Origin of the sequence: Aeromonas sp. (assembly GCF_050252055.1) — a bacterium.
Taxonomy (GTDB): Bacteria; Pseudomonadota; Gammaproteobacteria; order Enterobacterales; family Aeromonadaceae; genus Aeromonas; species Aeromonas caviae.
This window is the reverse complement of the sequence record NZ_JBFWLQ010000004.1, coordinates 199846-212671: the sequence shown is the minus strand read 5'-3', so window position 1 is coordinate 212671 and position 12826 is coordinate 199846. Positions and strand designations below refer to the sequence as shown.

The window sequence follows — 12826 nt, the reverse complement described above, 5'->3', positions numbered from 1 at the left end:
AAGCATAAAAAAAGACGGGAGGCCATGGCCTCCCGTTTTGTTTGGGGTCGTCGTTATTGCTGTACTTCCGAGACGCCCTGTACCTTGACCTCTACCCGGCGATCCGGGGCCAGGCAGACGATCAGCTCACGCTTGGATTTGCTGGTGCAGCTGTCGCCGGTGACGGGAGACTGCTTGCCACGCCCTTCCACATTGACCTTGCCGGCAGGCAGGCCCTTGCCAATCAGGTAATCGGCCACGGTCCGGGCACGCTGCTCGGACAACTTCTGGTTGTAGGCCTCGGAACCGATGCGGTCGGTATAGCCGATGACGGTGGCTGACCCGTCTTTGGGCCTGGCCTCTTCAATCTGGCTGTAGAGGGTATCCAGCGCCTGCCCGGCCTGGGGCTTGAGGGTGGCCTTGTTGAAGTCAAACAGCACGTCCGAGCTCAAGGTGAACTGCTTGTCGACCATCACGGGCTCGGGCGCGGGGGCGGGAGCTGCGACCGGCAGAGCCGGTGCAACCTGACCGAAGCGGTAGACGGCGGCCAGGGAGAGCAGGCCGTTGTCCATGCGCAGGCCGGTATCGTCACGGCTGCCATACGGGGTGCTGTACTGGTATTCGAGGCGGGCTGCCCAATCCAGGTTCAGGGCATACTCCGCACCGAGCGCGCCGACGAAGGTGAAGCGGCTGTCGTTTTCCAGCTGATCGCTGTCGGTCCAGCCATAGCCGCCCCCGACACGGCCGTAAAGGTCCAGATTGTCCGCAACCGGGAAGCCCAGTTTCAGCGTGAGCTGGGCCAGCTGGGCTTGCACGGAGTCATTGAAGGCCGCGCCATTGCGGGTGCCGCTGTACTTGAGCTTGCCAAGGTAGTCATAACCGAGTTCGACACCCAGATTCTGGTTGATCTGGTAACCGGCGAACGCACCGGCGCCGACTTCATCGTCGTCTTTGTCGGTGATGGCGATGGCGTTGCTTTCATCGACACCGTAGAAGTTGGACCAACCCAGTTTGGCACCGCCATACCAGGTGTTGTCTTGTCCGGCTGCCTGGGCGTTGGCCGCAAGCAAGCCTGAAACCAGCAAGGTAATCAGTGTTTTGTTCATAGATGCCTCTGCAATCTTGTGTGTGGGGAGCGCGAATTCATGTCGCCTCGCCTCGTGGGTTGGGCCTGTGTTCGACCACAACACGTTTAAACGTAGCTCGCTTTTCTCGATCTACAAGCAACTGATATAAAACATATTGTGATATCCATCTGCATCATAGTGGAGACAGAAGACCGCCGGGGAACCGTGACTCGAATCTGTGATGGGTGTCATATGGGGTTGCTAGCCCTTGTCGGCAAGAGGGCCGGCGAAGCGCCGGCCCTGGCAGGATGGCCTCCGTTATCGAGGGAGGAATTCGTACTCCTGTTCGATGAAGGCGGCAGCCCGCTCGCTCAGGGCGGCGTGTACCACTGTGGTGGGGTGGACCTGGTCCCAGAACATCTTGCCTTCACAGTTCAGCTCGCCCGCACTGCGGCGCGCCATGGGCGTTGCGACGGCCTGAGCTAGCAGGGGGTTGCCGGCGATGGCAAGGCGCTCCTCGGGATTGAAGGGGGCCAGCCGACTGTCGGTGGCGGCGCTGCGGGAGGCAAACGGCTTCCACACATAGCCGCCGCCATAGCAGGCGTGTTCGGTGTCGCTCAGGCCGAAGTTCTGCGGCTCGCGCAGCATCTCGGCGAACTGCTTGTCGATCTCGAACAATTTCACCATGCCGGTGGGGGCCAGCTGGCGTGCCAGGTTCAGCAGCAGCTGGTTGTGGTAGGCGGAGACATGGCTGGCTGCCTCGACCACTTTCTGGCTGCGGGCCGAGGGGTTCTGGCCCAGATCAGGCAGGTTGAACAACAGAATCTGCCTGGCACCGTTCAATACCATGCGGTTGGCCGCATCGCTGATGGCGTCGCGCACCCGCTTGGCATCCTGCTCGGTGTTCCAGCCATAGGCCAGGTAATCGTTGGCACCGACCCAGAGGATCACCAGATCGTCGGGCTTGAAGCCATCCTTTTGCAGGAACTGGGTCACCTCGTAGTCCAGGTTGTTGATGACCTGATACTTGGGATTCCAGGAGATCTTGTTGTAGGCCACGGCAGTGGCGCCCCCTTCCGCCTCGTTGGCGATGGCGAGGCCCGGGAAGTGCTGGTTGAGCTGCTCCAGCCAGACCGGGCCGTTGGAGAAGCGGCCCTGATGGTAGGGCGGGCTGGAGGGGAGGTAACCACGCATCTTGTCGTACATCTTGCCGGTATCGGAGAGGCTGTCGCCGAACATCACGATGCGGGAGAAGGGGGGACGCGTCTCGGCGGCATGGGCCGTGAGGGCGAAGAATCCCAATAAACACAAAAGCCATTTGTTCATGTAGCTGTTCTCATGGATGGGGCAGGACGGGCCTGCGGGCTGTTCCTCGATGGCGGCGGGCTGGGAACCCGCATGGCCAGGTGAAAAGGTATCCACTCGAATACATTTTTGCAGCATGCCGTGGCCATTTAATCGCTTGCGATCACATCACTCCTCCCTGAATGGGGAGGCTTCACGTTTGTTTCACGCGCCCCCGGGCAAGATGCCCTCATACCGCAAAGACAGGAGCATGAAATGAACAACGCAAAAGCAATCGCCCTGGTGGCCCTGATGTCCGTCTCTTCCTTCGCCATGGCGGCCTACACCGGCCCCAAGGAGCAGAACAAGGTATCGGTCGCCCAGTTGAAAGACGTGGCCGATGATCAGTGGGTGACCCTGGAAGGCAAGCTGGTCAAACACCTGGGTGGCGAAAACTACCTGTTCCGTGACGACAGCGGCGAGGTGGAAGTGGAGGTGGACGGTGACGTGTGGCGCGGTACCGAGGTGGGCCCTGACGATCTGATCCGCGTGCGCGGCGAGGTGGACCACAGCTGGAACAAGACCGAAGTCGAGGTGGAACACCTGGAGAAGGTGGGGGCAGCGCCCCTGAGCAAGGGCGGCTTCATCGCCAAGTAAGCTTTCAGGCCACAGTAAATGAGAAGGGCGCTCCGGGAGCGCCCTTCTTGCATGCCATCAGCCAGCCCGGCTTGCGACGGTTCGCTTGAACCCCTTCTCGGCCTGATTGACCTTGTAGAGATAGCGGCGAGCCTCTGCCTTGGGATGTTGTTCGGTCAGTACCTGATAGACGGCCTCGGGGGAGAGGCGGTTGATCATGCCGGGGGCCGCCTTGCGATCGTTGGAGAAGGTGTTGAGCACCCCTCCCGCACCACCGTTGTAGGCGGAGATCACCGCATAGCGGCGGGACTGGGGATCCTGGATATCCGCCAGATAGACGGTCTGCAGCAGGTGCAGGTAGGCGGTCCCCACATCGATGTTGTAGGCCGGATTGAACAAATCTTCCCTGGTCGGCTGGCCATCCTTGCCCTTGACCCTCACATAGACATCCCGCCCAGCGGTAGCCGGGATCACCTGCATCAGGCCATAGGCGTTGGCGTGGCTGACCGCATAGGGGTTGAAGCTGCTCTCGGTCTTGATCACCGCGTAGATGAGACTCTCGGCGACCCCGTACTTGCGGGAGGCGTCGCGGATGATGCTGGCGTATTTGTAGCCGCGCCTGTCTTCGTGGTTGGCCACCATGGGAATGTCGATGAAGAAGATGTTGCGGATCCCGAGGGTGCGCTTCTTCATCGCGTTGGCGATCAGATAGTCGGCATAACGCTCTGCACGCCAGCTGGAGCGGATCGCTTGTCCCTGGTTGTCCAGCACCTGGCCATAGAGGAAGGGCTCGCCACCTGGCATGATCTCACGGTCGGAATAGAGGTCGACCTCTGCCGGATCGTCCGGGGTCAGCAGGGTTTCGATGATGGCGCGACGCAGGTGGGCACGGGGATCCAGACCCGAGACGGTCTCCACCATGATGTGACCGCTGGAGAAATCGATGTGGGCGCGGCTCTTGTACTGATCCGTGTATTTGACGTAGTCAAACTTGCCCGCGAACAGCGCCTCGCGCCCCCATATCTCGTTCACGTTATGGGAGAGCGCACTGATCATGTGTTCAAAACCGCGCACGTCCTTGCCGTTGACCAGATCATCATCGCCACTCCCGCTGGTCTGGGGTGTGGATGAACAGGCAGAGAGAAACAGCAGGGCGCACAGCAGCCCAAAAAAACGACCCATAAGATCCTCAAACCGGGCGGTGGGGCCGCCCGTCACTGACTGGCCTGAGCCAGGATTGGTGTCACCCTGCGGCATGTCGACGACTCAGGGGGACGCTGGCCCTTTGACTCGATTCCCGCTCACTGGCTGGGAGGGGTGTAGCCGTCGATCTGGACTTCACCCGCGTCGAACAGATAGCTGACCATCTCTTTTTCCAGCAACTGGCGGTGCTCGAGATTCATCATGTTCAGCTTCTTCTCGTTGATCAGCATGACCTGCTTCTTCTGCCACTCGGTCCAGGCTTCCTTGCTGATGTTGTCGAAGATCCGCTTGCCGAGTTCACCGGGGTAGAGTTGGAAATCGAGACCCGGCGCTTCTTTCTTCAGGCGCAGGCAAAATACGGTACGGCTCATGTTGACCTCTGTGGTTGCAAGTCTGGTTGTAAGTCCGGGTAGGCGAGCAGACGGGCCGTGGCCGCCGCCAATCCCACCTCGGCAGGATGGCGTAAGTTATACCAGAGTCGGGTATCCGCTTCCATGAGCAGGGGGGCGGGCGGAACAGCCATTTCGATCAGCAAAGGGCGGATATCGAGGTGGAAGTGGCTGAAAGTGTGACGAAATCCAGCGAGCTCCTGATAGGCGGCATCCTCCAGCCCCAACTCCCGCAGTCGTCCGGTCACCTCGGTGAGGGATTCCACCTGCGGGAAGCAGTAAAGCCCGCCCCAGATCCCTTGCGGCGGACGCTTCTCCAGCAGCAGCTGATCGCCGTGGCGGATGATCAGCATAATGCCGTTGCGTGCCGGAATGCTCTTCTTCGGCTTGCTGTGAGGGTAGGCAGTGGGGTTGCCCTGCGACAGCCCCTGGCAATCGGCCTGCACCGGGCAGCGCTCGCAGGCGGGCTTGCTGCGGGTGCAGACAGTGGCCCCCATGTCCATCATGGCCTGGTTGTACTGGGCCACTCCGACGCGCGGGGTGAGGCGGGTCGCCAGCTCCCAGAGATCGTGCTCGACCTGCTTCTGACCCGGCCAGCCCGCCAGCGCCAGCCAGCGGGTGAGTACCCGCTTCACGTTGCCATCCAGGATGGCGTGGGGCTGGCCCAGAGAGAGGGAGAGCACGGCCCCGGCGGTGGAGCGACCGATGCCGGGCAGAGCCATTACCTCTTCCAGTTGTTCCGGAAAGAGGCCGCCGTGCAGATCGCGGATCTGCTGGGCAGCCTTGTGCAGGTTGCGGGCGCGCGCGTAGTAGCCAAGCCCGGTCCAGTGATGCAGCACCTCGTCGATGGGGGCGTTGGCCAGGGCCAGCACGTCGGGGAAGCGGGCCATGAACCGCTCGTAATAGGGGATGACAGTGGCAACCTGGGTCTGTTGCAGCATGATCTCGGAGACCCAGACCCGGTAGGGGGTCTTGTCCTGCTGCCAGGGCAGGGTCTTGCGGCCGTGGATCTGGTACCAGTCCAGAATGCGGGTGGCGAAGGTGGTGTTGTCTGAGTGGCTCACAGTGTGCTCATGTTCTGATGATAAGTCCGCCCGCCATCAGGAGGGCGATCCCCGACCCGGCGCATGGCAAAGGTCGAGTGTAGGTTATTGATTAAAAAGGGGAGCTCTCGGGCTCCCTCAGAATGGGCGGTGACCCTCCCGGGGGAGGGCCACCGGATGCCGGCAGATCAGCCGCGCCAGTCTTGCAGCGCCTTGAGGCTGGCATACTGGCCGCCGACCTGCAGGACGATGTAGTCCTGGGCGATGGCTGCCAGGATGACACCGGGGGCGATCTCATTGCCCTCGCGCCACTCCCGTCCATTGAGCACGACGGCCCGCTTGGCCGGGTCGGAGGAGTAGTTGTGGGCACCATAGGTCAGGGAGGGCACCTGCTGTTTCAGGGCCGGGGCCAGGGCGCCGAGGGGGATGGCACTGGTCTGGACTTGAGCCTGGGGCGCACTCTCTTCCACCAGCGGCGTGTTGTTGAGGGCGGCCATCAGCCGTTCTGCCAGACTCTGTCCCCCCTGGCTTGCGGTAGTCGCAGCCGGGGTTGCGGCAGGTCTTGGAGCGACCACGGGCTCCGGCAGGGGGGGCGGCAGCGGTCGGGTGATCATGGGCCTGGGTTCGACCCGCACGAAGGGGGGAGTCACCACTTCCTTCACTTCGACCTGCTGTTCCACGGGTTTGAGGTGATAGAGGTGCCAGCCATAGTTGGCGGCGGCGCCCATCACCAGGGCCAGGGGCACCAGGGCCCACCAGATCCAGTAGCGGCTGGGCTCCTCTTCCTGGCTCACGGGCAGACCCATGAGCGGCATATGGGGGGTGAACTGGGGCTGGTCGGCCCGGCGCAGGGCCTTGAGCAGGGTGGACATCAGGAGGCCTCCTCGACCATGGGATCCGTCTCATCATCCGCCACGCTGTCGAGATCGACCGGCGTGCTGGCTCGCAGGGATTCATCCTCCAGCCTGGGCATGGGTTCGCCGGAGGCCACATTCAGCCGCAGCAGGGTGTTGCTGCCGGCGATGCCGTCCGGGGTCAGTCCTTGCTCGCGCTGGAACTGTTGCAGCTTGTTCTTGAGGGTGGCATCGAAGCGGCTCACCTTGCGATCGGGTTGCTGCATGGCGCGGCTAAGGGCGTTGTCCAGCCACTGCACCTGGGCAGCCCCGGCATTGCTCGCTATCAGGGGCACGTTGCCCCTGGGCATGCGCCAGAGCAGGGTGTAGCTGCCGCCCCAGGCGTCGGAGAGCCACTGCCTGTCCACCTGCCAGCTCTGGTTGCCGATGAGCAGGGAAGCCTTGTCCGCCCCCAGGCTGACCAGGGTGGCGTAATAGAGGCCGCCGGTCTCGTCGGTGAGACTGATGAGGGCCGGGTATTGCAGCGCCTGCAATTGCGCCAGGGAGGCTTCTCCCTCCTGGCAGCGCAGGCCCGCACGGGGGGCATTGTCGCAGGTTGCCTCCTCCAGCTCGGCCTGGTAGCCCCATACCTTGTAGAGATTCTGCATGGCGACGTCCGGCTCCAGCGCCTGATTGATGGCGCGGGTCAGCTGGGCCTGCTGCTCTGGCGTGTCATCCACCTTGACCGGTACCTCGACCTTGACCAGGGGGCGGGCTGGGAAGAATCCAAAGAATTGCCAGCCCCACCAGCCGGTGGCGACCAGCAGGGCGCCCACCAGGGCGACCGTGAAGCCGGATTGCCAGCTCCCCTCGTCGCGAATACCGCTCACCTCATACGCGGACTGGCTGATGTCCCCGTGCACTATCTTGTGGCTGCCACGGGCGAAGGCGGCGATGAGGGCGCGGTCGCAGATGAGGTTGATGAGGCGGGGAATGCCCCCGGAGAGGCGATGCAGGGTCTGGATGGCCCTGGGGGTGAAGATGGGCTGGACGCAGCCTGCCACCTGCAACCGGAAGCGGACATAGGCATCCACATCCTGGCGCGACAGCGGCAGCAGGTGATAGCGGGCGGTGATCCGCTGCGCCAGCTGGCGCAGCAGGGGCTGGCGCAGCATCTGTTGCAGCTCGGGCTGGCCGATGAGCATCACCTGCAGCAGTTTCTTCTCGTCTGTCTCCAGATTGGTGAGCAGTCGCAACTGCTCCAGCACGCCGGGCAGCAGGTGCTGGGCTTCATCCACCAGCACCACGCTGCGCTTGCCTGCCGCCAGATTCGCCAGCAGATGATCCCGGATAAGGTCGAACAATTGCTTGAGGCTGGCCTCTTCGCCGTAGGGCAACTGGAATTCGTCGCAGATGGCGGCCAGCAGATCCCGCTCGGTCAGAGAGGGATTGAGGATGTAGGCGATCTCGGTGTCGGCGGGCAATTGCTGCAGCAGACAGCGGGAGACGGTGGTCTTTCCCGTACCCACTTCCCCGGTCAGCAGCACGAAGCCACCACCGTCCTGCAACCCGTAGTTGAGGTGGGCGAGGGCCTCCCCGTGACGCTCGCTCATATAGAGGTATTTGGGGTTGGGCGAGATGGAGAACGGGGGCTCCGACAGACCGAAGAACTGTGTGTACATAAGGATCCATTCCATTGTTATGGGCGGCAGGTTAAAGCCTCCCAAAAGGGATGTCAAAGACCCGGATACCATAAGGGGAGCTGGCTCGAACCACGGGCTGACTCACCCAGGACGATGACGGAAAGCGGCCGCCCGGCCGAGTGATGACGAGCCCGGTGCGGTGGGGGCACATCGTCTCTCTTGGCCAAAAGCGGTATCATCGGGGCAAGTTTATCGAGGGAGAGTGCGCGTGCAGATTTATCTGGTAGGAGGGGCGGTACGGGATCGCCTGTTGGGACTGCCCCAGGGTGACAGGGATCACCTGGTGGTCGGCGCCACGGTGGAACAGATGCTGGGTCTCGGATTCACCCAGGTGGGCCGAGACTTTCCGGTCTTTCTTCACCCCAAAACCCAGCAGGAGTACGCCCTGGCGCGCACCGAGCGCAAGCAGGGGCAGGGTTACACCGGCTTCGTCTGCCATGCCGCCCCCGAGGTGACGCTGGAGCAGGATCTGCTGCGCCGGGATCTCACCATCAACGCCATCGCCGAAGATGAGGACGGGCAACTGCACGATCCCTACGGCGGCGTGCAGGATCTGGAAGCGCGGTTGCTGCGCCATGTCTCGCCGGCCTTTGCCGAGGATCCCCTGCGCATCCTGCGGGTGGCGCGCTTCGCCGCCCGTTTCCATGCCCAGGGGTTCGTGGTGGCCCCCGAGACGCTGGGGCTGATGCGCGAGATGACGGAGGCTGGAGAGCTGGCCCACCTGACCCCGGAGCGGGTCTGGAAGGAGCTGGAAAAAGTGCTGCTGGGGCCGACACCCCAGATCTTCTTCGAGGTGCTGCGCGAATGCGGCGCACTCAAGGCGCTCTTCCCCGAGCTCGATGCCCTGTTCGGTGTGCCGGCCCCTGCCAGATGGCACCCGGAGATCGACACCGGCATCCACACCATGATGGTGCTGGCGCAGGCATGTCGTCTCTCCCCCGAACTGACCGTGCGCTTCGCGTCCCTCTGCCACGACTTTGGCAAGGGGCTGACCCCGCCCGCCTTCTGGCCGAGCCATCATGGCCATGGCCAGAAGGGGTTGCCGCTCATTCGCGATTTTTGCGAGCGCTTCCGGGTGCCGAACGAGTGTCGCGATCTGGCACTGCTGGTGAGCGACCTGCACACCCATATCCACATTGCCTTCGAGCTCAAGCCCGCGACCCTGCTCAAGGTATTCGACAAGGCCGATGCCTGGCGCAGACCGGAGCGCTTTGCCCAGCTGCTCGATGCCTGTCGCGCCGACTTCCACGGTCGTACCGGCTTCGAAGAGAAGGTCTACAGTCAGCCGGACTATGTCGCTCAGGCCCTGGAGGCGGCGCAGGCTGTGCCGGTCAAGGAGATAGTGGCGGCCGGCTTCAAAGGGGAGGCAATCCGCGAGCAGCTTGCCAAGCGGCGGCTCGATGCCATCAGCCGGGTGCGCGACGAGTGGACCTTTATCGAGGAGTAAACGCTGCAGCCGATCGACGCTCAATCGACGGCGTGATATGGGCGAAGCATAAAAAAGCCCGGGTCAATGACCCGGGCTTTTTGTCGTGCGGCGTGGGCTGCTCAGGAGAAGCAGGCCTGCAACACGTAGAAGATGGCGATGGCCAGGATGGCGCCCGCGGGCAGGGTGATGACCCAGGAGACCACGATGTTGCGCAGCACGCCCAGGTTCAGGGCCGCGATGCCCCGTGCCAGACCGACGCCCATGACGGCACCGACCAGGGTCTGGGTGGTGGAGATGGGCAGACCGGTGCCGGAAGCGATCACCACGGTGGCGGCGGTGGCCAGCTGGGCCGCGAAGCCACGGCTCGGGGTCAGGTGGGTGATGCCGGTGCCGACGGTCGCCATCACCTTCTCGCCCATGGTGGCCAGACCGATGACGATGCCGATGCCGCCAAGGGGCAGGATCCACCAGGCGATGTGGGAGCTGCCGCCGATCTCGCCGCCGGCCGCCACGATGGAGGCGACTGCAGAGAGCGGACCGATGGCGTTGGCCACGTCGTTGGAGCCGTGGGCGAAGGCCATGGCACAGGCGGTGATGATCATCAGGATGCCAAACACCTTCTCCACGTTGGCGAAGTGCATCTTGCTGTCATCTTTCGGGTTGTACTGCTGGCCGCGGATATAGATCCAGCCAGCAAACGCCACCGCGATGGAGATGGCGACGGAGAGCAGCGCGCCTTCGCCATTGCTCAGGTGCAGACCGACGTGGGTCAGCCCCTTCTTGATGGTCACCAGGCAGATGACCAGGGACGTCAGGAACATGTAGAAGGGGACATAGCGCTTGGCGTTGTCCAGGGGATTGTCCGTGTTGAAGATGAGCTTCTGCACGCTGATGAACATGAAGTAGGCGATGATGCCCGAGATGGCCGGCGTGATGATCCAGGAGCCGACGATGCCGCCAAACTTGTTCCACTGTACCGCTTCCGGACCGATGCTCACCACGGCGAAGCCCACGATGGCGCCGATGATGGAGTGAGTGGTGGAGACGGGCCAGCCGAAATAGGAGGCCAGGATCAGCCACAGACCCGCAGCCAGCAGGGAGGCGATCATGCCGAGCACCAGCAGATCCGGCGTGTCGGCAAAGGCGTTGCTGTCGATGATGCCGCTGCGGATGGTTGCCGTCACTTCGCCACCGGCCAGATAGGCACCGGCAAATTCAAAGATCATGGCGATGATGATCGCCTGACGGATGGTCAGGGACTTGGTGCCGACCGATGTGCCCATGGCGTTGGCGACGTCGTTCGCACCAATGCCCCAGGCCATCAAAAAGCCGAACAAGGCCGCCACGAGCACCAGGGTGGTGCCGTAATTCGCGATAATGTCCATTAGTAGTGTTTACCCAGTCAGTCGATTACGAACGAGCCAGCATCAATTCCAGACGGGCGCCAACGCGCTCTGCCTGATCAGCCAGGTCACCTACCCATTCGAGGATCTTGTAGAGGAACATAACGTCGATCGGATTGTATTTGTGCTCAACGGCTTGCAGCTGTTGGCGCAGTCCGATCTGCATGGTGTCAGTATCGTCCTCGATGAGATCCAGCTGGTGGATCATCTCGGCAACCATTTCAACTTCACGTCCTTTAAAGCCGGTTTCAAGCAGCTCATCGAGTTCTCCGATGGCTTTTTCGGCTTGGGCGGTCGCATCGATACAGCGTTTGAGATAGGCCATGAAATCGGCGCGCATCTCGGTGGGGAATTCCATCTTGCGGCCAAGCATGCGACCGGAAATATCCTTGGCACGGTTGGCAATCTTGTCCTGCTGGGTCAAGAGCTCCAGCAGATCGGTACGGGCGACCGGCAGGAACAGGCCGCGAGGGAGTTTCAAGCGGATTTCGCGCTTGAGGATGTCCGCTTCTTTTTCCAGCTGGGCGATCTGTTGCCGGATCTTCTCGGCATCTTCCCAGCGGTCTTCGGCAACGGCATCAAAGAAGGGAATGAGCTGTTCGCAGCACACGTGAACCTTGACGATATGCTTCTGCAGCGGCTTGATGGGGGACTTGGCAAAAAGACCCAAAATAGTATTTACTGGCATGGCCAAACCTGTGTCGGTGAAAAAACACTCGATACGATTTTATGAGGGGCGCATGGTAACCGAACTGTGCCATCAATAAAACCGTGAATTAATCGTGAACTGTCGCTGGCATTATATCCTCGCGACTCTGAACATGCCCCCCAAAGTTGCCCGCCAGCCCGGAATGACTATGCAAACTGAGATCGAGATAAAGTTTTTCGTCACCAGCAATATTCAAGAATCCCTCTCCAACCTTCTGAATTCACTAGAGATTATCTCTTCCAATCAAGCCGCTCTTGGCAACGTCTATTTCGACACGCCCGACCTGGGTTTGCGTGGGCTCGACATGGGGTTGCGCATTCGTCGCAGCGATGATTTTTCCGAGCAGACCATCAAGTGCCGGGGGCAGGTCGTGGGCGGATTGCACGCCAGACCCGAGTACAACACCCCGGTAGAGGGAACCATTCCGACCCTGTCTGCCTTTCCTGCCGATATCTGGCCGAGTCTGGCAGTGCGCGATGAACTCCAGAGCCGTCTGGTGGCCCAGTTCAGCACCGATTTCCTGCGCCGCCACTGGCTGATCGCATTCGGAGATGCCGAGATCGAGCTGGCCTGGGATCAGGGGGAGATTGTCGGTGCCCTGGGGCGTACCGGGATCGACGAGCTGGAGCTGGAGCTGAAATCCGGTGATGCCCGCGCCCTGTTCACCCTGGCGAGCAAGCTGGCGGCGCTGGGAGGATTGCGGCTGGGTGCCCAGTCCAAGGCGCAGCGCGGATACAGGCTGGCTGGGCTTGGCAAACCACTGGCCGTGCAGCCCCTGCAAAGGATTGAGGGCAAAGATCAGAAGGCCAGCATTACCCTGGGTATGCAGCACTGGCAGTATCATGAGCAGCTCTGGCTCGAGAGTGACGATGCTGGCGAACAACAACGGGCGCGGCATGCTCTGCTCGAGGGGGTATCCCTGGTTGCCGAGGCGGCAGGCACGCTGACGGTGCCCCCCTCCTGGCTGGCCGGCCTGCAGGCGCAACAGCGTCTGATGATGCAGGTGGCCGGGGATCGTGCATCATTGCATGCCCTGTTCCACCATGCCGACCTGGTGGGCCTGCAGTTGTCCATCGCGGCCTGGCTGCATCTGGGGGAGTGAATCCTCAGTGGTGCAGAGCGCAAAAAGGTGAGCCCGGGCTCACCTT

The 12826-nt window shown here is 62.1% G+C and carries 12 protein-coding genes; 3 read left to right on the top strand and 9 right to left on the bottom strand.

Annotated features, from left to right (window positions below; genetic code table 11):
• Window positions 1-53 precede the first annotated feature (53 nt).
• On the bottom strand, window positions 54-1085 hold the full coding sequence (gene ompA, locus AB7E19_RS09110) for a porin OmpA (RefSeq protein ID WP_043152837.1): 1032 nt from the start codon (window positions 1083-1085) through the stop codon (window positions 54-56).
• A gap of 279 nt (window positions 1086-1364) precedes the next feature.
• Entirely contained in the window at window positions 1365-2372 is a 1008-nt protein-coding gene (locus AB7E19_RS09105; protein WP_427935022.1) for an SGNH/GDSL hydrolase family protein, read from the bottom strand.
• 234 nt (window positions 2373-2606) lie between these two features.
• Between AB7E19_RS09105 and AB7E19_RS09100 the strand changes: the two genes are divergently transcribed.
• Window positions 2607-2987 (top strand): YgiW/YdeI family stress tolerance OB fold protein, encoded by a 381-nt coding sequence (locus tag AB7E19_RS09100; protein ID WP_039040598.1) that lies wholly within the window; start codon window positions 2607-2609, stop codon window positions 2985-2987.
• Window positions 2988-3044: 57 nt separating this feature from the next.
• Here the strand turns inward: AB7E19_RS09100 and mltC are convergent, their stop codons facing one another.
• The 5 genes from mltC to AB7E19_RS09075 all read right to left on the bottom strand — a co-directional run bounded on the left by mltC (window position 3045) and on the right by AB7E19_RS09075 (window position 8116).
• Entirely contained in the window at window positions 3045-4148 is a 1104-nt protein-coding gene (gene mltC, locus AB7E19_RS09095) for a membrane-bound lytic murein transglycosylase MltC (protein ID WP_010675743.1), read from the bottom strand.
• Window positions 4149-4267: 119 nt separating this feature from the next.
• Window positions 4268-4540 (bottom strand): oxidative damage protection protein, encoded by a 273-nt coding sequence (locus AB7E19_RS09090; protein WP_010675742.1) that lies wholly within the window; start codon window positions 4538-4540, stop codon window positions 4268-4270.
• Entirely contained in the window at window positions 4537-5622 is a 1086-nt protein-coding gene (gene mutY, locus AB7E19_RS09085) for an A/G-specific adenine glycosylase (RefSeq protein WP_042014850.1), read from the bottom strand. Before mutY ends, AB7E19_RS09090 begins: the two co-directional genes overlap by 4 nt.
• Before the next feature lie 167 nt (window positions 5623-5789).
• Window positions 5790-6473 (bottom strand): GspB family T2SS assembly factor variant ExeB, encoded by a 684-nt coding sequence (gene exeB, locus AB7E19_RS09080; protein WP_322131134.1) that lies wholly within the window; start codon window positions 6471-6473, stop codon window positions 5790-5792.
• Window positions 6473-8116: an ExeA family protein gene (locus AB7E19_RS09075; protein ID WP_427935018.1), complete on the bottom strand. Its 1644-nt coding sequence runs from the start codon at window positions 8114-8116 to the stop codon at window positions 6473-6475. The genes exeB and AB7E19_RS09075 overlap by 1 nt, the downstream gene beginning before the upstream one ends.
• 229 nt (window positions 8117-8345) lie before the next feature.
• On the opposite strand from AB7E19_RS09075, the gene AB7E19_RS09070 reads away from it, so the two are divergent.
• On the top strand, window positions 8346-9584 hold the full coding sequence (locus tag AB7E19_RS09070; protein ID WP_052815540.1) for a multifunctional CCA addition/repair protein: 1239 nt from the start codon (window positions 8346-8348) through the stop codon (window positions 9582-9584).
• Between the two features lie 101 nt (window positions 9585-9685).
• Here AB7E19_RS09070 and AB7E19_RS09065 read toward each other — a convergent pair whose 3' ends face one another.
• Window positions 9686-10951 (bottom strand): inorganic phosphate transporter, encoded by a 1266-nt coding sequence (locus tag AB7E19_RS09065; RefSeq protein ID WP_069784272.1) that lies wholly within the window; start codon window positions 10949-10951, stop codon window positions 9686-9688.
• Between the two features lie 25 nt (window positions 10952-10976).
• Window positions 10977-11657, bottom strand: a complete 681-nt coding sequence (locus AB7E19_RS09060; protein ID WP_010675736.1) for a TIGR00153 family protein — start codon at window positions 11655-11657, stop codon at window positions 10977-10979.
• 169 nt (window positions 11658-11826) lie between these two features.
• Here AB7E19_RS09060 and AB7E19_RS09055 point away from each other — a divergent pair, with 169 nt between their 5' ends.
• Window positions 11827-12780: an inorganic triphosphatase gene (locus tag AB7E19_RS09055; protein WP_322131133.1), complete on the top strand. Its 954-nt coding sequence runs from the start codon at window positions 11827-11829 to the stop codon at window positions 12778-12780.
• Window positions 12781-12826: the final 46 nt, after the last annotated feature.

Excerpts from the sequence above, each read along its gene's own strand:
- ompA (WP_043152837.1), bottom strand. The coding sequence starts at position 1,085 with ATGAACAAAACACTGATTACCTTGCTGGTTTCAGGCTTGCTTGCGGCC.
- AB7E19_RS09105 (WP_427935022.1), bottom strand. The coding sequence starts at position 2,372 with ATGAACAAATGGCTTTTGTGTTTATTGGGATTCTTCGCCCTCACGGCC.
- AB7E19_RS09100 (WP_039040598.1), top strand. The coding sequence starts at position 2,607 with ATGAACAACGCAAAAGCAATCGCCCTGGTGGCCCTGATGTCCGTCTCT.
- mltC (WP_010675743.1), bottom strand. The coding sequence starts at position 4,148 with ATGGGTCGTTTTTTTGGGCTGCTGTGCGCCCTGCTGTTTCTCTCTGCC.
- AB7E19_RS09090 (WP_010675742.1), bottom strand. The coding sequence starts at position 4,540 with ATGAGCCGTACCGTATTTTGCCTGCGCCTGAAGAAAGAAGCGCCGGGT.
- exeB (WP_322131134.1), bottom strand. The coding sequence starts at position 6,473 with ATGTCCACCCTGCTCAAGGCCCTGCGCCGGGCCGACCAGCCCCAGTTC.
- AB7E19_RS09075 (WP_427935018.1), bottom strand. The coding sequence starts at position 8,116 with ATGTACACACAGTTCTTCGGTCTGTCGGAGCCCCCGTTCTCCATCTCG.
- AB7E19_RS09065 (WP_069784272.1), bottom strand. The coding sequence starts at position 10,951 with ATGGACATTATCGCGAATTACGGCACCACCCTGGTGCTCGTGGCGGCC.
- AB7E19_RS09060 (WP_010675736.1), bottom strand. The coding sequence starts at position 11,657 with ATGCCAGTAAATACTATTTTGGGTCTTTTTGCCAAGTCCCCCATCAAG.
- AB7E19_RS09055 (WP_322131133.1), top strand. The coding sequence starts at position 11,827 with ATGCAAACTGAGATCGAGATAAAGTTTTTCGTCACCAGCAATATTCAA.